At 59.4% G+C, this 16,566-nt stretch carries 13 protein-coding genes; 8 read left to right on the top strand and 5 right to left on the bottom strand.

All coding sequences use genetic code 11. The annotated features are described in order from the left end of the window. Nucleotides 1-239: 239 nt before the first annotated feature. Both purL and HHJ18_RS01255 read left to right on the top strand, forming a co-directional pair. Nucleotides 240-4,343 carry a phosphoribosylformylglycinamidine synthase gene (purL, locus tag HHJ18_RS01260; protein ID WP_296910746.1) on the top strand — a complete coding sequence of 1,368 codons (4,104 nt, stop codon included), beginning with the start codon at nucleotides 240-242 and terminating at the stop codon, nucleotides 4,341-4,343. 151 nt (nucleotides 4,344-4,494) lie between these two features. Next, a complete protein-coding gene (locus HHJ18_RS01255) occupies nucleotides 4,495-5,274 on the top strand; it encodes a heparan-alpha-glucosaminide N-acetyltransferase (protein WP_296910744.1) in 780 nt (259 codons plus the stop codon). A 104-nt stretch (nucleotides 5,275-5,378) separates the two neighbouring features. Here HHJ18_RS01255 and HHJ18_RS01250 read toward each other — a convergent pair whose 3' ends face one another. The 5 genes from HHJ18_RS01250 to HHJ18_RS01230 all read right to left on the bottom strand — a co-directional run bounded on the left by HHJ18_RS01250 (nucleotide 5,379) and on the right by HHJ18_RS01230 (nucleotide 9,379). Then, nucleotides 5,379-6,164 (bottom strand): peptidylprolyl isomerase, encoded by a 786-nt coding sequence (locus HHJ18_RS01250; protein WP_296910742.1) that lies wholly within the window; start codon nucleotides 6,162-6,164, stop codon nucleotides 5,379-5,381. Nucleotides 6,165-6,257: 93 nt separating this feature from the next. Next, on the bottom strand, nucleotides 6,258-6,569 hold the full coding sequence (locus HHJ18_RS01245; RefSeq protein ID WP_296910741.1) for a BolA family protein: 312 nt from the start codon (nucleotides 6,567-6,569) through the stop codon (nucleotides 6,258-6,260). After that, nucleotides 6,566-7,192, bottom strand: coding sequence for a septation protein A (locus tag HHJ18_RS01240; protein WP_296910739.1), 627 nt, complete (start codon nucleotides 7,190-7,192; stop codon nucleotides 6,566-6,568). The genes HHJ18_RS01245 and HHJ18_RS01240 overlap by 4 nt, the downstream gene beginning before the upstream one ends. 206 nt (nucleotides 7,193-7,398) lie before the next feature. After that, the gene (gene msrB, locus HHJ18_RS01235; protein ID WP_296911876.1) at nucleotides 7,399-7,818 is read right to left on the bottom strand and encodes a peptide-methionine (R)-S-oxide reductase MsrB; all 420 of its coding nucleotides are present in this window, start codon (nucleotides 7,816-7,818) and stop codon (nucleotides 7,399-7,401) included. Nucleotides 7,819-7,888: 70 nt separating this feature from the next. Continuing rightward, entirely contained in the window at nucleotides 7,889-9,379 is a 1,491-nt protein-coding gene (locus HHJ18_RS01230; RefSeq protein WP_296910737.1) for a protein adenylyltransferase SelO, read from the bottom strand. A gap of 190 nt (nucleotides 9,380-9,569) precedes the next feature. Here HHJ18_RS01230 and HHJ18_RS01225 point away from each other — a divergent pair, with 190 nt between their 5' ends. The 6 genes from HHJ18_RS01225 (at nucleotide 9,570) to HHJ18_RS01200 (ending at nucleotide 16,474) form a co-directional block, all read left to right on the top strand. Beyond that, nucleotides 9,570-11,195 (top strand): 3-(methylthio)propionyl-CoA ligase, encoded by a 1,626-nt coding sequence (locus HHJ18_RS01225; protein WP_296910734.1) that lies wholly within the window; start codon nucleotides 9,570-9,572, stop codon nucleotides 11,193-11,195. 116 nt (nucleotides 11,196-11,311) lie between these two features. Further along, nucleotides 11,312-12,544, top strand: coding sequence for a branched-chain amino acid ABC transporter substrate-binding protein (locus HHJ18_RS01220; RefSeq protein ID WP_296910732.1), 1,233 nt, complete (start codon nucleotides 11,312-11,314; stop codon nucleotides 12,542-12,544). Nucleotides 12,545-12,662: 118 nt separating this feature from the next. After that, nucleotides 12,663-13,610: a branched-chain amino acid ABC transporter permease gene (locus HHJ18_RS01215; RefSeq protein ID WP_296910730.1), complete on the top strand. Its 948-nt coding sequence runs from the start codon at nucleotides 12,663-12,665 to the stop codon at nucleotides 13,608-13,610. Between the two features lie 6 nt (nucleotides 13,611-13,616). Further along, nucleotides 13,617-14,909 carry a branched-chain amino acid ABC transporter permease gene (locus HHJ18_RS01210; protein ID WP_296910728.1) on the top strand — a complete coding sequence of 431 codons (1,293 nt, stop codon included), beginning with the start codon at nucleotides 13,617-13,619 and terminating at the stop codon, nucleotides 14,907-14,909. Beyond that, a complete protein-coding gene (locus HHJ18_RS01205) occupies nucleotides 14,906-15,688 on the top strand; it encodes an ABC transporter ATP-binding protein (RefSeq protein ID WP_296910725.1) in 783 nt (260 codons plus the stop codon). Before HHJ18_RS01210 ends, HHJ18_RS01205 begins: the two co-directional genes overlap by 4 nt. A gap of 90 nt (nucleotides 15,689-15,778) precedes the next feature. Further along, entirely contained in the window at nucleotides 15,779-16,474 is a 696-nt protein-coding gene (locus tag HHJ18_RS01200; protein WP_296910722.1) for an ABC transporter ATP-binding protein, read from the top strand. Nucleotides 16,475-16,566: the final 92 nt, after the last annotated feature.

Genomic DNA, 16,566 nt, shown 5'->3' with positions numbered 1-16,566 from the left:
GGCGCAATCCGGGGGTAATGGCGGGCTGTCAGCAAGGGCTTTTTACTGGCACGGCGCAGCAAGCCTTGGAAGCAAGCTGCTTTTGCCAGGGTAAATGGAGTCGCTGATAAAATTATCTTGTCCCGTCCTCCCTTCAAATTCTTGCCGGTCTCTAGCCTGCAGGCGCTGGCAAACCCGCAAAAACAGCTTGCTGGCTGACCTTTTCTTTTTCTACCTTTCACTACAAGGCCGCCGTCCCCGTGACCCTGCACCTGACCATTTTTGAGGGCGAAGCCCAAGGCATCAGCGCCCTGAGCGACTTTCGCGTCCAGCAACTTCTTCCGCGTCTGCAAACGGTGCATGACAAGATCGCCGGCATCAGTGCGCGCTTTGTGCATCTGGTGGCCACCGAGGCGGTGCCGACCGAATCACTCAAGCAGCAGCTGGCGGCTTTGCTGACTTATGGCGACCCGTGCCCGCAGCCCGCTACCGAGGCACTCGACGCGGCCAACCATCTGCTGTTCATCGTTTCGCCGCGTTTTGGCACCGTGTCGCCCTGGGCCTCCAAAGCGACCGACATCGCGCACAACTGCGGGCTGGCCGTCAAACGCATAGAGCGCATCACCGAATACCGCCTGACGCTGAAATCCGGCTTTTTCAGCAAGAGCGCGCTGAGCCAGGCCCAGCACGCGCGGGTCGCCGCGCTACTGCACGACCGCATGACCGAAAGCGTGATGGCCGAGCGGGTGCAGGCGGAAGTCGGCCTTTTCACAGAACTGCACGGCGCGCCGCTGCAAACCATTGACGTGTTGCAGGGCGGCAAAGCGGCGCTGGAGCGCGCCAACAGCGAGTTCGGCCTGGCACTGGCGCCCGATGAAATTGACTACTTGGTCAATGCCTTCACACAACTTGAGCGCAACCCGACCGATGTCGAGCTGATGATGTTTGCGCAGGCCAACAGCGAGCACTGCCGCCACAAGATTTTCAACGCCGGCTTCACGATTGACGGCGTAGTGCAGGACAAGAGCCTGTTTGCCATGATCCGCAACACCGAGAAGCTGAACCCGCAGCACACGGTGGTGGCGTATTCAGACAACGCCTCGGTCATGGAAGGTGGAAAAATTCAGCGTTTCCATGCAAAATCGGCCTCTAGCCCAATATCTACGGGCGCAAGCAGCTATCAAAAGTATAGCGCCTCAGACGCCGTGTTGACGCATGTGCTGATGAAGGTTGAGACGCACAATCACCCGACGGCGATCTCGCCTTTCCCTGGCGCATCGACCGGCGCGGGCGGCGAGATCCGCGATGAAGGCGCCACCGGGCGCGGCTCCAAACCCAAGGCGGGTTTGACGGGTTTTACCGTGTCCAGGCTTTTCGACGGCGACGGCCAGGGTTATAAGGGTTATGGCAAGCCCGATCACATCGCCAGCCCGCTGCAGATCATGACGGAAGGCCCACTCGGCGGCGCCGCCTTCAACAACGAATTTGGCCGGCCCAATCTGGCCGGCTACTTCCGCGAATACGAGCAAACCGTGGGCGGCCAACGCTGGGGTTACCACAAGCCCATCATGATTGCCGGCGGTGTCGGCACGATTGACGCTGAACTGACTCACAAAATCCTGTTCCCGGCCGGCACGCTGCTGATTCAGCTGGGCGGCCCCGGCATGCGCATCGGCATGGGCGGCAGCGCGGCCAGTTCCATGGCCTCGGGCGCCAACGCGGCGCAACTGGACTTTGATTCGGTGCAGCGCGGCAATCCTGAAATCGAGCGGCGCGCGCAAGAAGTCATCAACCAGTGCGCCCAGCTCGGTCTGGCCAATCCGATCCTGGCGATTCACGATGTCGGTGCCGGCGGCCTGTCCAACGCCTTCCCCGAACTGGTCAACGACGCCGGGCGCGGCGCGCGTTTCGACCTGCGTGCCGTCAAGCTGGAAGAAAGCGGCTTGTCGCCCAAGGAAATCTGGAGCAACGAAAGCCAGGAACGTTACGTCATGGCGATTGCGCCCGAGTCGCTGGCGCAGTTTGAGGCGTTTTGCGAGCGCGAGCGTTGCCCGTTTGCCGTGATTGGCGTGGCGACAGAGGAGCGGGATCTGATAGTCACAGACGCAGCCCCCTTGAAAGGCAGCGAATCACACGCAGTGGGGAGCGTGGAGGCACCTGTCCACATGCCGATGAACGTGCTGCTGGGCAAGCCACCCAAAATGCAGCGCGACGTGAGCAGCGTGGCGCGCAGCATCCAGCCGATTGACCTGACCGGCGTCGATCTGCAAAAAAGCTGCATCGCCGTGCTGAGCCACCCGACGGTGGCGTCCAAACGCTTTCTCATCACTATTGGCGACCGCACCGTAGGCGGCATGACGCACCGCGACCAGATGGTCGGCCCCTGGCAGGTGCCGGTGGCCGATTGCGCCGTGACGTTGGCTGATTACCAAGGCTTTGGCGGCGAGGCCATGAGCATGGGCGAGCGCACGCCACTGGCCGCCATCAATGCTGCAGCTTCCGGCCGCATGGCCGTGGCCGAAGCCATCACCAACCTGCTGGCCGCGCCGATCGAGCTGGCGCGCGTCAAGCTCTCGGCCAACTGGATGGCCGCCTGCGGCGAGCCGGGGCAGGACGCGGCCTTGTACGAAACGGTGAAAGCGGTCGGCATGGAACTGTGCCCGGCGCTCGGCGTGTCGATTCCGGTCGGCAAGGATTCGCTGTCGATGCGCACGGTCTGGAGCGAGGGCGGCGAAGCCAAGAAAGTCACCTCACCGGTGTCGCTGATCGTCAGCGCCTTCGCCACACTGCCCGATGTGCGCGGCACACTCACGCCCGAGCTGAACACGCGGGAAGCCGACACCACCTTGATATTGATCGATCTGGGCAAGGGCCGGATGCGCATGGGCGGCTCCATCCTGGCGCAAAGCCTCGATTTAGAACACGGCGAAGTGCCCGACCTCGACGACCCCAACGACCTGGTCAACCTGGTCAACGCCGTCAACGCCTTGCGCGCGCAGGGGCAGATCCTGGCCTACCACGACCGCAGCGACGGCGGCTTGTTTGCCACTGCCTGTGAAATGGCGTTTGCCGGCCACGTCGGCGTATCGCTCAATATTGACATGCTGCTGGTCGAAGGCGACGGCATCAGCGACAGCCGCATGGACTACGGCGACAGCAAGAACTGGGCGTCGCAGGTCAGTGCGCGCCGGGAAGAACTCGCGCTCAAGGCGCTGTTCAACGAAGAGCTGGGTGCGGTGATTCAGGTGCGCAGCGACGTGCGCAATGAAGTGATGCAGACGCTGCGCCAGCACGGCTTGTCAAAGTTCAGCCACTTTGTCGGCAAAACCCGGCCGCAACACGCCGCGCTGGAAGTCGGCAAGGGCGAAGTGCAGATCTGGCGCGACACCAAGGCCGTGTTCAAGGCACCGCTGCAAGACCTGCACCAGGTCTGGGATGCAGTGAGCTGGAAGATTTGCCAGCAGCGCGACAACCCGGCTTGTGCCGATTCGGAACACGCCTCAAGCGGTGATGCTGCCGATCCGGGCCTGCATGTGCACCTGACGTTTGATCCGGTCAAGACGCTGGCGGCGCCAGCGCTGAACCTGAGCCGGCCCAAGGTCGCCGTACTGCGCGAGCAGGGCGTCAATTCTCACGTAGAAATGGCCTACGCCTTCACACAAGCCGGTTTTGAAGCCTACGACGTACACATGACCGACTTGCAAACCGGCCGCGCCCAGCTGGCCGACTTTGCCGGCGTGGTGGCCTGTGGCGGCTTCAGTTACGGCGACACGCTGGGCGCCGGCATAGGCTGGGCGCGCTCCATCACCTTCAACCCGGCGCTCGCCGACCAGTTCAAGGCCTTCTTTGCACGGCCAGACACCTTTGGCCTGGGCGTGTGCAACGGCTGCCAGATGTTTGCTGAACTCGCCGACATCATTCCGGGCGCCCAAGCCTGGCCACGCTTTACCACCAATCGCAGCGAACGCTTTGAGGCGCGTTTGAGCCAGGTTGAAGTGCTCGATTCGCCCAGCCTGTTTTTTGCCGGCATGGCCGGCACACGGCTGCCGATCGCCGTGGCGCACGGCGAGGGCTATGCCAATTTCGAGCAACAGCACGGTGGGCGTGGCGATCCATCCAAAGCGATTGCCGCCATGCGCTTTACCGACAACCATGGCCAGCCGACGGACGCCTACCCGGCCAACCCCAATGGCAGCGCGGGCGGATTGACGGCGGTCACCACCGCAGACGGCCGCTTCACCGCCATGATGCCGCACCCCGAACGGGTGTTCCGCAATATCCAGATGAGCTGGAGTATCGGCGACGAGAGCAGCCTGAGCCCGTGGATGCAGCTGTGGGTCAACGCGCGCAAGTGGGTGGGTTGATCGGGCGGACCTGACAAGCGCCGCAAGCTGCTACTGAAAATATAGCGGCTTACGCTTATCTGACGTGGGTTAGAGGCTTGTTTTATGTCTTATTTATTGGCCGATTGTCGCCGCCTCGGGAATGCCGGACCGCATGCGGTATCGTTGCCGCATGACTTCCACGCCTCCTGTAGCGCCTGCTCCCCGCCTTGACTCGGTAGACGTACTGCGTGGCGTGGCCATCGTCTGGATGACGGTCTATCACTTCTGCTTTGACCTGAACCACTTCGGCTACCTCCAGCAAAATTTCTACGCCGACCCTTTCTGGACCTGGCAGCGCTCGGCGATTGTCAGCCTGTTTCTTTTTACCGCGGGTTTGGGGCAGGCGATTGCCGTGCATCGTGGCCAGAGCTGGCCGCGCTTCTGGCGGCGTTGGGCGCAGGTGGCGGGCTGTGCCTTGCTGGTCAGCGCCGGCTCTTACTGGATGTATCCGCAAAGCTTCATCTATTTCGGCGTGCTGCATGGCATGGCTGTGATGCTGCTGCTGGTGCGCCTGACAGCCGGTTGGGGCGGCTGGCTGTGGGCCTTGGGAGCGGCCGCGATTGCTATGCAATTTATAGCTGCTTACACCCATTCTGCCTGGGCTGGAGCCGAATTTCTCAATCAAAACTGGCTCAACTGGCTGGGCTTGATCAGCCGCAAGCCGGTGACTGAGGACTATGTGCCGCTGATCCCCTGGCTGGGCGTGATGTGGTGGGGCATGGCGGCGGGCAGTTGGGCGCTGCGCCAGCGGCCTCAATGGTTTCGGCAGACGCCGGGCGGGCTTGGCGGGAATGGAGCTCGTGCGGCAAGCCGTCCGCTGGCGTGGCTGGGCCGCTGGAGCTTGAGCTATTACATGCTGCACCAGCCGGTGCTTATCGGGCTTTTTATGGCGTTGGCCGCCCTGAAATAGCGCCTCATTCAGCAGCCCGTTCTTAGGCGGGCGAAAAAAAAAGCGCGGACAGACCGCGCTTTTTTTAGGAAAGCCTCGCCAGCTAAGCGAAGCGGTCGGCAGCTTTACTCGACCTTGGCTTTCTTACGCAACTCGTCCTGAAACGCGGAAAGCTTTTGCTGCTGCATCTGCTGGGAAATTTGCGGCTTGACTTCATCAAATGAAGGCAGCTTGGCATCGCGGGTATCGTCGACGCGGATGATGTGGTAGCCAAACTGGGTTTTCACCGGGGTCTCGGTCATCTGGCCCTTGTTCAGCTTGGTCAATGCCGCACTAAACTCTGGCACGTAGCTGGCCGGGTTGGCCCAATCCAGATCGCCGCCCTTAGCACCCGAACCGGGGTCTTTGGACTGCTTTTTTGCGATATCTTCAAATTTGCCACCCTTTTTCAGGCTGGCAACAATTGCTTTGGCGTCGGCTTCTTTTTCAACCAGGATGTGGCGGGCCTTGTATTCCTTGCCGCCATTGGCCGTCGCAAACTTGTCGTATTCGGCCTTCAGCTCAGCATCGACGATGGGATTTTTCTTTTGGTACTCGGCGAAAAGTTCGCGGATCAGAATGGTCTGGCGCGCCAGTTCCATTTGCGCCTTGAAGTCTTCGCTGGCAGACAGGCCCTGTTTCTCGGCTTCCTGCATGAAGACCTCGCGCGCGATCACTTCTTCGCGCAGCTGACCTTCCATTTCCGGTGTCACGGGACGGCCGGAGCGGGCAACCTGCTGTGCCAATGAATCAAGACGGGTCTTGGGAACCGCCTTGCCATTGACGATGGCAACATTCTGGGCGAGGACTCCTTGTGCGCTCAGGGCCAGCAGGCCGGCAACGACGGTGGTCACTAGAAAATTTTTCTTCATCATGTCTGTGTAATCCTTTGGTAATAAGTAAGACTTGCTGTTTCTGCATGCTTGCCGATTGCAGTTTGGCCCATGCGGCAACGCAAAAGAGGTTCAGGGAATGTCTACGATTTCAATGGCCAAGGCGTGCAGTCCCTGTGCTATGAAAGGCTTCATTGCATCATACACAAGCCGATGGCGCACCACCCGGCTCTTGCCGGCAAACTGGGGGCTGGCAATGCGGATGCGGAAGTGGCTGCCAAAGCCCTGTTCATTGGCGCCCGCATGGCCCGCATGGGCGGCGCTTTCGTCCAGTACTTCCAGGTGCGTGGGATCAAGCCGTGCCCTGAGCAACTGCTCAATCTCGCTGACGCGCACCGGCAGCGGCTTCGCGCTGACTAGCCCGGAGTTAAGGCCGGCGCTCATGGCGTGGCGCCTGGTTTGATGTGCTTGTTCAGGTAAACCGCCTGAACAAGCACAAACAGCATCATCAGGCCCAGTCCGCCAAACAGCTTGAAGTTGACCCAGATAGCGGTGGGGAAGTTAAAGGCGACCCAGAGATTGAGAAAACCCATGACGGTAAAAAACGCCACCCAGCTGAAGTTAACCAAGCGCCAGATGGCGTCGGGCAAGTCCATCTGCGCACCCATCAAGGACTTAATGCCGTTTTTCTTCAGCACCAGCTGACCAAACAGCAGGGCACTGCCCATGACCCAGTAAAGCACGGTGGGCTTCCATTTGATGAAGCTTTCGCTGTGAAAGTAAATAGTGGCGCTGCCCAGCGCGGTGACCAGCCCAAGGCTAACCCAGAGCATCAGGTCAATTTTTTTGCCGCTCGCCTTCAGCCAGAGGATTTGCGCGAGCGTGGCCACGATCACCACCACCGTCGCCAGCAGCACGGGCGCTTCGGCCGCCCCCACTACACCCCCCGATACCATGAACCCCAGCCATTCCGTGGCGGTGCTGGCGGCCCAGTCCTTGTTACCTTCAGCGTACTTGAACATGCCGAAAAAGAGGGCAATCGGCAAAAAGTCGAAGAGAATTTTCATGGGGAGATTATGGCGGAGCGGTTTTCAATAAAAAATGAGGGCCAGGTTGACTCAGGTAACGCCGCACAAGAAGCGATAAGCGCTGCGCGCCGGAACTGGCTGCAGGCGCCCATGCCAGTCAGGACCGCGCAACCGGCTTTGCCGGGCCGCAGTCGCAGCGACCCCCTCGGGGGGCAGCGCAATACGCGAAGCGACAAGCGTGGGGGTCACGTTGGCTTGAAATCCAGCGAAGCCGAGTTCATGCAGTAGCGCAGTCCGGTCGGCGTAGGCCCATCAGGAAACACATGGCCCAGGTGGGCGCCACAGTTGGCGCAAACGGTCTCGGTGCGCGTCATGCCATGCGCGCGGTCCACATGTTCTTCAATCGCGCCTTCTTTGATTTCCTGGGCGAAACTGGGCCAGCCGCAGCCCGCGTCGAATTTGCTGGACGAGTCAAACAATTCGGCATCGCAGCATTTGCAGCGGTAAGTGCCGTCGGCATAGTTGTTATCGTATTTGCCGGTGAAGGGGCGCTCGGTGGCCGCGTGCCGGGTAACCTCAAAGGCGCCGCGCTCTGCATCCTTTTCGGCCAGCAGGGCTTTCCATTCTTCATCGGATTTCTGGATCTTGCTGCCTGTCGTGTTCATCGTGCTCATGGTGGTGAAATCCCGAGGGTATTGAAAGTTTGAAGTATCGGTACTGTGGGCAGCAAGGATGTTACGAGCTGCAACTGATCTCAATTGAAGTAGCCCAGTCCGGTGGAAAGGCTGCGAAATGCTCATGGCCTGGATGCTCGTCAAAGGGGGCTTGCAGCAATGTCAGCAAGGTATTGACTGCGGAAAAGTCTTTTAGTTTCGCTGCACGTATGGCTTCTTCGCCCAGATGGTTTCTCAGCACGAACTTCGGGTTGCTTTTTAACATTAAATCTGCCCGTAGCCCACTATCCACGGGCGTAAGCCGCTCTGAATACTGTAGCGCCCAGGCATTGAATGATTCGCCGTCGAAGAACAAATCGCGCAGCGGCTCGTGACCACTTTGCGGTGTGAAACTGCACAGGCGGCGCCAGAAAATGGTGTAGTCCACCTTGTTGCTCGCCAGCAGCCTGAAGGTGCTCTCAATGAGCGCCGCGTCCTCCGGCTGCGCATCGAGCAGACCGAGCTTGGCGCACATCCTGGCGTGCAGCGCCTCGGGAAAAACCGTCTTGTAAGACTCCAGCGCGGCCAGCGCCTGCTCCTGGTTGTCCATCAGCGGCAGCAGGGCCTGAGCCAGGCAAAACAGGTTCCAGTAAGCCATGTTGGGCTGCTTGTTATAGGCATAACGGCCTTCACTGTCGGAGTGGTTGCAGATATGCCCGGGGTCAAACGCATCAAGAAACTGGAAGGGGCCGTAGTCGATGGTCAGGCCCAAAATGCTCATGTTGTCGGTGTTCATGACGCCGTGACAAAAGCCGACGGCCTGCCAGGCAGCCATCAGGTGGGCCGTGCGCTCGCTGACCGCTTCAAGCAGTGCGGCATAGGGTTGCTTAGCGTCGCGACAAGCCGGATAAAACCGGTCGATGACATGGTCGGCCAGCGTTTTGAGCTGGGCGTGCTGGTTGCTGTAGCTGAAGTGCTCAAAATGCCCGAAGCGGATGAAGCTGGGCGCCGTGCGCGTCACCACGGCAGCGGTTTCAAATTCTTCGCGCCGCACGGCGGCATCGGAGCCAGTAACGCAAAGCGCGCGGGTGGTCGGAATGCCCAGGCCCTGCATGGCCTCGGAACACAAAAACTCGCGAATCGAACTGCGCAGCACGGCACGTCCGTCGCCCATGCGCGAGTAGGACGTCCTGCCCGCGCCCTTGAGCTGAATTTCTCGCGGGCCGGCATTTGTTGCTATATCGCCCAGCAAGATGGCCCGGCCGTCGCCCAGTTGTCCCGCCCACACGCCGAACTGGTGACCGCTGTAAACGCTGGCTAGCGGCCGGGAGCCAGCTGCCAGCTGGTTGCCGGTCAGCAGCGCCAGCGCATAGTCGGACTCCAGCCATTGGTCTTCCAGGCCAAGCTCTCGCGCCAAAGCGTGGCTACGCCCGACCCAGTAGGGCGAGGGCAAGGGGGTGGGCTGGAGCTCGGTGTAGAAATCCGGGCCAAGCCGCGCAAAGCTGTTGCCCCATTTCAGCTCCGATTCGGCAAGGGTCCGTTCGGCAGATGGGGTGGCGGTGGCAAAGGTCATGAAAGCATTGTGCTATGGGGTCAACAGCCCTGCACACGGGGGGTTAAGGTGCTTTTCGACCGCTTGACCGCTGTCGCCAACGTGGCGTCGCTATGGATTTCCCCGGTGCACCCAGCAGGGCGCGCGCGTTACTATTCGTGGGTTTTCAGAATTAAAAACATGCCCTGCCGGGCCACCAAGGAGCCAGACCATGCTAGGTTTGATGCAAAGTCAGCCCCTGCTGATTTCTTCGCTGATTGAGTTTGCAGCACGTCACCATGGCGATGCAGAAATCGTCTCTCGCCGGGTCGAGGGTGACCTGCATCGCTACACCTACAAGGACGCTGCCCAGCGAGCCCACCAGGTCGCCAATGCGCTGGATAGCCTGAAGCTGGCTTTTGGCGACCGCGTGGCAACGCTGGCGTGGAACGGCTACCGGCACTTTGAGCTGTATTACGGCGTCAGTGGCTCGGGCCGGGTGCTGCACACCCTCAACCCCCGGCTGCACCCGGACCAGATCGCCTGGATCGCCAACCATGCGGAAGACCAGGTGCTGTGCTTTGATTTGAGCTTTTTGCCTCTGGTGCAGGCGGTGCATGGCCGATGCCCCACCGTCAAACACTACATCGCGCTTTGTGATGCGGACAAGCTCCCAACTGATTCCGGTATCCCCAACCTGCAGAGTTACGAAGCGTGGATTGGCGCGCAGGCGGTCGACTATGCATGGCCAACTTTTGATGAAAACACCGCCTCCAGCATGTGCTACACCAGTGGCACCACGGGCAACCCCAAGGCGGCGTTGTACAGCCACCGATCCAGCACCTTGCACGCCTATGCCGCGGCCCTGCCCGATGTGATGTGCATCTCGGCGCGCGATGCCATCTTGCCGGTCGTGCCGATGTTTCACGTCAATGCCTGGGGCATTCCGTACTCGGCAGCACTCACGGGCGCGAAGTTGGTCTTTCCTGGACCGGCGCTCGATGGCAAGTCGGTGTACGAACTGATAGAAGCTGAAAAAGTCACTTACGCCGCCGGCGTGCCCACGGTCTGGCAAATGCTGCTCAGCCACATGAAGCCGGCGGGCCTGCGGTTTTCGACCTTGCGCCGTACCGTCATTGGCGGATCAGCCTGTCCGCCAGCCATGATCAAGGCCTTCAACGACGACTATGGCGTGGAGGTGTTGCACGCCTGGGGTATGACCGAAATGAGTCCGCTGGGCACGCTTTGCACGCTCAAAAACAAGCACGATGCGCTGCCCGCCGATGAAAAAATGAAAATTCGCCTCAAACAGGGGCGCGCCATTTTCGGTGTTGACATGAAAATTGTCGACGCGGCTGGCGCGGAACTGCCCTGGGACGGCAAGACGTTTGGTGACCTGTACGTCAAGGGCCCGTGGATCTTGCGCGAGTACTACAAGGGCGAAGGCGGCGACCCCTTGGTGGATGGCTGGTTCCTGACCGGTGACGTGGCAACCATAGACGCCGATGGCTACATGCAGATCACTGACCGCAGCAAGGATGTCATCAAGTCGGGCGGTGAATGGATCAGTTCCATAGAGATTGAAAACATTGCCATGGCGCATCCGGCGGTGGCCATGGCCGCGTGCATTGGCGTGGCCCACCCGAAGTGGGATGAGCGGCCCATCATCGCGGTGGTCAAAAAGCCGGGCATGGACGTCACGCGCGACGAACTCATCAAGTTTTACGAAGGCAAGACCGCCAAATGGCAAATTCCCGATGACGCGGTGTTTGTCGAGGCCATGCCCATGGGCGCGACCGGCAAGATGCTGAAGACCCGACTTCGCGAGCTGCTCAAGGACTACAAACTGCCGCTTTGAGCAGTCGGTACGAGTCACCAACGCGATAGCCAGGCGGCGTTCTAGGGGCAATCCCTGTGCGCTGCGGGGGACAAAACTCGTACGCTCAGAATCTTGTTAAACGAAGGAGACGCGGAATGAAGTTTGCTATTAAATCAGTAGCTGTATGCGTAATGCTGGCGGGGACTACCATCGCTTTTGCCCAAAAAGGTGAAACTGTCAAAATCGCCATGATCGAAGGCCTGTCTGGTCCCTTTGGCAATGTGGGCCAAAACCAGCTGAAAAACTGGCAATTCGTTTCTGATCGTCTCAATGGGGCCAAAAATGCGGCGGGTGTCAAATTCGAGATTGTCGGCATAGACAGCAAGAGCTCGCCCCAGGAAGCGCTCAACGGACTCAAATCTGCCATCGACCAGGGCATCCGCTATGTCGCGCAAGGCAATGGTTCGGCAGTGGCGCTGGCGTTGGCCGATGCCATTGCCAAACACAATGAGCGCAACCCGGGCAAGGAAGTTATTTTCCTCAACTATGCTGCAGTTGACCCCGCGCTGACCAACGAGAAATGCTCTTTTGCGCATTTCCGCTTTGATGCGGACACCTCCATGAAGATGGAAGCCTTGACCTCTTTCATGAAAGATCAGCCCAAGGTCAAAAAGGTGTATCTGCTCAACCAGAACTACTCGCACGGCCAACAGGTCGCGAAGTATTTCAAGGAGGGGCTGGCCCGCAAACGGCCTGATGCCCAGATTGCCGGTGAAGATTTGCATCCATTCGGACAGGTCAAGGACTTTGCGCCCTATGTTGCCAAAATCAAGGCCAGCGGTGCGGACACCCTGGTCACTGGCAACTGGGGTCAGGACATGACCCTGCTGGTCAAGGCGATTACCGAGGCCGGCTTGAAGATTCCGATCTATGCCTACTACGCAGGCGTGTCCGGTACCCCGACGGCATTGGCTGCCGCTGGTGATATTGAGGTCTACCAGATTGCCTACAACCATTCCAACTACACCGGCGAGCTGGGGGCTATCACCAAAGAGTTCAAACAGAAGTTCAACGACGACTTCTACACCTTCGCGATTTACAACGCGGTGGTGCTGTTGTCCGAAGCCATGAACAAAGCCAAGTCTGTCGATCCCCTCAAGGTCGCAACAGCTATGGAAGGCTTGACATTCAAGGGCTTTAACGGCGAGTCGCAGATGCGCAAGTCAGACCACCAGCTGCAGCAAGGACTCTACATCTCGAAGTGGCAAAAAGTCGATGCCAAGAATAACTACAGCGTGGAGAACACCGGCTACACCTTTGCACCGGTGAAATACCTCGACACCTACATTGCCAGCACGCCGACCAGCTGCGAAATGAAGCGTCCTTGAACTCATTTTTCTGACGCAACGCCGGGGTCGGCTCCAGCTCCCCGGCGTTTTTTTATGACACAGCGAAAGGGTTAAGTGCTGTTTCCTTTCCCACCGTCGCTGATCTGAGAAAGCCTGCATGGAGTTTTTTGCTATTTCGCTTTTGAACGGGCTTAGCTACGGCCTGCTGCTGTTCATGCTGAGTTCTGGCCTGACGCTGATTTTCAGCATGATGGGGGTGCTCAATTTTGCGCATGCGTCTTTCTACATGTTGGGCGCTTACTTTGCCTACACCGTCACCAGTGTGCTGGGCTTCTGGCCGGCGCTCATTATTGCCCCCTTGCTAGTGGGTCTGATCGGTGCGGCATTCGAAAAATTCTGTTTGCGCCGCGTCCACAAGTTTGGTCACGTGCCGGAGCTGCTGGTGACCTTTGGCCTGAGCTACATCCTGGTGGAGCTAGTGCAATTGGTATGGGGCCGCATCGCGGTCGATTACCGGGTGCCGGAGTCGCTGAGCGGCCCGTTGTTTACGCTGTATGGCACCCAGTTTCCAATGTACCGCGGCTTCATGATGCTGGTGGCGCTGTTCATGCTGCTGGCGGTCTGGTTGCTGCTCAAGCGCACCCGCATCGGTCTGGTGATTCAGGCGGCGCTGACGCATCCCGAAACTGCCGAAGCGCTCGGCCACAACGTGCCGCGTGTGTTCATGCTGGTGTTTGGCGGTGGCGCTGCGCTGGCGGGCCTGGCAGGCGTGATTGGCGGCAACGCCTTTGTGACGGAGCCCAGCATGGCGGCCGCGGTGGGCTCGGTCATATTTGTGGTGGTGGTGGTGGGCGGTATGGGCTCACTGGTCGGGGCGTTTCTGGCTTCGCTGCTGATTGGCGTAATCCAGACCTTTGCGGTGGCCGTCGACAGTTCATTGTTGGGCGCCGCCGCGACGCTGGGTGTCACTGTGACGCCCGCGACCTTCGGCTACGCCTTGTTGAAGCTCAAGGTCAGCCAGATTGCCCCCATCCTGCCCTACCTGTTTCTGGTGCTGATGCTGACGTTCCGGCCCAAGGGTCTGCTGGGTACCCGGGAGGGTTAGGTCGTCATGTCAGCCACACATTACCAATTCAAACCGCTCAACATCGGGCGCTTCCTTGTCTGGAGCATTTTTGCCATGGTGCTGATGCTGGTTCCGCTGCTGTTCACCAGCAGCCTGAGCCACACCATCCTGTCGCAGATGGGCATCGCCATCATTGTCTGCCTGAGTTACAACATGTTGCTGGGGCAGGGCGGCATGCTGAGCTTCGGCCATGCGGTGTATTCGGGGCTTGGATCGTTTGTGGCCATTCACGCGCTGAACCTGGTCAGCCAGGGACGGCTGCCGCTGCCGGTCAGCCTGATTCCGCTGGCGGGTGGTTTGGCTGGCCTGCTGTTTGCCCTGCTTCTTGGATGGGTGACCACCAAAAAAGCCGCCACCACCTTTGCCATGATCACGCTGGGCGTGGGTGAGCTGGTCTGGGCCATGTCGCTGATGTTTCCCGAGTTTTTTGGCGGGGAAGGCGGTGTCTCAGGCAACCGCGTCACCGGTCCCAAGCCGCTGGGCATCACGTTTGGCCCGCAAATACAGCTGTATTACCTGATCGCGCTCTACACCTTTGTCTGCACGGGCCTGATGTTCGCTTTCACCCGCACGCCGCTCGGCCGCATGCTGAACGCGGTGCGCGACAACCCCGAGCGCGTGGAGTTTGTCGGGTATGACACGCAGAAAGTACGCTACCTCTCCTTTGTGATTGCCGCTTTTTTTGCCGGTATTTCGGGCGGCTTGGCTGCATTGAACTTTGAGATCGTCACCTCGGAAGTTGTCAGCGGCTATCGCTCGGGTGCTTATTTGCTGTTTACCTTTTTGGGTGGTGCCACCTTCTTCTTTGGTCCGATCATTGGTGCCGTGCTGATGGTGCTGGCCTTTGTTTTGCTCAGTGAATTCACCAAGGCCTGGCTGCTTTACCTGGGACTGATTTTTTTGTTCATGGTCATGTTTGCGCCTGGCGGCTTTGCCAGCCTCATCATGATGAATGTGCGAGTGGCGGCTTTTGGCAAGCTCAAGCCCTTGTGGCGCAATTACCTGGCGCTGCTGCTAACCGGCCTGATCGCCTTTGCCGGTGCAGCCGCCATGATTGAGATGCTCTACCACCTGCAACTCGATGCTGCGCTGGGCTCGAAACTTCGCTACCTCGGCATGCAACTCAACGCGGCTGCGGCGGGCAGCTGGGGGGCTGCTGCTGCGGTGATGCTGCTGGGGCTTGGCCTTTTTGCGGTGGCGCGGCGCCGGTTTGTAGCCGAATGGAGTGATATCCAGGAGTCGATTGAAAAAGAAATCAAACGGCGGGAGGCCCTGTGAGCGCAGCACAACACTACGCGCTGGAACTTAGAGACCTGCGCAAAAGCTTTGGAAAAACCGAGATCATTCGCGGCACCAATCTGGCCGTCATGCCTGGCGAGCGCGTGGCCATCATCGGGCCCAACGGCGCCGGCAAATCGACGCTGTTTAATTTGATCAGCGGGCGCTTTGAGCCCAGCAGTGGGGAGGTGTTGCTCAATGGCCAGCGCATTAATGGCAAAAAGCCTTTCGAAATCAACCGGCTCGGTCTGTCGCGCAGCTTTCAGATCACCAACATTTTTCCAAAGCTCAGCGTCTTTGAAAACCTGCGCTGCGGTGTGCTCTGGAGCCTCGGTTATAAATACACCTTTTTGAAGTTTTTGGCAGGTCTGGATGACGCCAACGAACGGGCCGACCAATTGATGGCCATGATCAAGCTTGACAAGAAGCGCGATGTCCTCGCGATCAATCTGACTTATGCCGAGCAACGCGCGCTCGAGATCGGCATCACCATCGCCGGCGGCGCCAGCGTGATCTTGCTGGACGAGCCCACCGCCGGTATGAGCCGCTCGGAGACCGCGCGTTTCATCAGCCTGATCAAGCAAGTCACCGTGGGCAAGACCCTGCTGACGGTTGAGCACGATATGGGCGTGGTGTTCGGCCTGGCCGACAAGATAGCGGTGGTGGTCTACGGCGAAATTATTGCCTACGACAGCCCCGAAGCCGTGCGCGCTGACCAGCGCGTTCAAGAGGCTTATCTGGGTTCTCCGGTTGCAGATCAGCAAGTTGGAGGGCATTGAAAATATGGCCCCCACACTTGTCGCTTCGCGCACTGCATTGCCCCCCAAGGGGGCTCAAGGCTTCCTAGGGGCGGCCCGTCGGAGCCTCATATGCTAAGCGTCAAAAACCTCCACGCCTTCTACGGCAAAAGCCATGTGCTGCATGGCGTTTCATTCGACGTGCAGCCCGGCCAGATTGTGGCTTTGCTGGGCCGCAATGGCTCAGGCCGCTCCACCACCGCTAAAGCCATCATGGGTCTGGTCGATTGTCAGGGCTCCATTAACTGGAAGGCGGGCGAGATTGTGGGTAAAAAGGCCTACCAGATCTCCCATCTGGGCATTGGCTACGTGCCGGAAAACCGCGACATCTTTCCCAAACTGACGGTGCACCAAAACCTGCTGCTCGGGCAAAAGGATGCCGGAAAAGGATCGCGCTGGTCTTTCAGCGACATGTACAGCATGTTTCCACGGCTGCAGGAGCGCCAGCACACCGAAGCCGGGGTGTTGTCGGGTGGCGAGCAGCAGATGCTCACGCTGTGCCGCACCCTCATGGGCGACCCGGACCTCATCATCATTGACGAACCGACCGAAGGACTGGCGCCGAAAATTGTGCACCTCGTCGGTCAATTCCTGCAAACGCTTAAGGTCAAAGGCATATCCGTGCTTTTGATTGAGCAGAAGCTGACCATTGCCATGGCTATTTCTGACCGCGCACTGGTAATGGGGCATGGCTGCATCGTGTTTGATGGCACGCCCGACAGCTTGCGGGCCGACGCGTACACGCGAAAAGAGTGGCTGGAAGTGTAAAAATTTGCCGGGCTTGTCACCGCCGGGACAAATCTGGGCAAATTGGAACTGAGGGCGTACTTGCAAGCTCATGAAGCCCCTCTACAATTATA

It is taken from the genome of Polaromonas sp., from assembly GCF_012927455.1.
Taxonomy (GTDB): Bacteria; Pseudomonadota; Gammaproteobacteria; order Burkholderiales; family Burkholderiaceae_C; genus Polaromonas.
This window is presented reverse-complemented; position numbering and strand designations above follow the sequence as displayed.

Coding starts and splice junctions, on each gene's coding strand:
- HHJ18_RS01255 (WP_296910744.1), top strand. CDS start 4,495: ATGACTTCCACGCCTCCTGTAGCGCCTGCTCCCCGCCTTGACTCGGTA.
- HHJ18_RS01250 (WP_296910742.1), bottom strand. CDS start 6,164: ATGAAGAAAAATTTTCTAGTGACCACCGTCGTTGCCGGCCTGCTGGCC.
- HHJ18_RS01245 (WP_296910741.1), bottom strand. CDS start 6,569: ATGAGCGCCGGCCTTAACTCCGGGCTAGTCAGCGCGAAGCCGCTGCCG.
- HHJ18_RS01240 (WP_296910739.1), bottom strand. CDS start 7,192: ATGAAAATTCTCTTCGACTTTTTGCCGATTGCCCTCTTTTTCGGCATG.
- msrB (WP_296911876.1), bottom strand. CDS start 7,818: ATGAACACGACAGGCAGCAAGATCCAGAAATCCGATGAAGAATGGAAA.
- HHJ18_RS01230 (WP_296910737.1), bottom strand. CDS start 9,379: ATGACCTTTGCCACCGCCACCCCATCTGCCGAACGGACCCTTGCCGAA.
- HHJ18_RS01225 (WP_296910734.1), top strand. CDS start 9,570: ATGCTAGGTTTGATGCAAAGTCAGCCCCTGCTGATTTCTTCGCTGATT.
- HHJ18_RS01220 (WP_296910732.1), top strand. CDS start 11,312: ATGAAGTTTGCTATTAAATCAGTAGCTGTATGCGTAATGCTGGCGGGG.
- HHJ18_RS01215 (WP_296910730.1), top strand. CDS start 12,663: ATGGAGTTTTTTGCTATTTCGCTTTTGAACGGGCTTAGCTACGGCCTG.
- HHJ18_RS01210 (WP_296910728.1), top strand. CDS start 13,617: ATGTCAGCCACACATTACCAATTCAAACCGCTCAACATCGGGCGCTTC.
- HHJ18_RS01200 (WP_296910722.1), top strand. CDS start 15,779: ATGCTAAGCGTCAAAAACCTCCACGCCTTCTACGGCAAAAGCCATGTG.